Annotated in this window: 1 rRNA gene; it reads left to right on the forward strand. The window is 43.4% G+C overall.

Features of this window, described 5'->3' with window-relative positions:
- Window positions 1-3 precede the first annotated feature (3 nt).
- Window positions 4-119, forward strand: a 5S ribosomal RNA gene (gene rrf / locus AACW06_RS20165).
- The last annotated feature ends 261 nt before the right edge of the window (window positions 120-380 follow it).

Here is a 380-nt window from a genome sequence, read left to right on the forward strand (position 1 = left end):
TTGCTTGGCGACCATAGCGTTGCGGACCCACCTGACTCCATGCCGAACTCAGAAGTGAAACGCAATAGCGCCGATGGTAGTGTGGGGCTTCCCCATGTGAGAGTAGGACATCGCCAGGCTTTAATTTCCGACTGGTCTCATTGAGACGAGTCACCATAATATTCTCATGAAAAGGTGAGAGTTTTATGTTGACTTTCAAAGTGGAAAGCGTATTATACGCGTCCTGCTTAGGTGTTAAGGCACTGAAAGGCAAGCTCTTTAACAATATAAACCTATCAATCTGTGTGGGCACTCGTTGATGATAATCGAAAAAGATTTATCAATGAACTGAGTGACCAATCAGAATCAAGTTTACTTGATTTTGGCACAGTCAATTCATT

The organism is Vibrio sp. S12_S33, assembly GCF_963889785.1.
In the GTDB taxonomy this organism is placed as follows: domain Bacteria; phylum Pseudomonadota; class Gammaproteobacteria; order Enterobacterales; family Vibrionaceae; genus Vibrio; species Vibrio aestuarianus.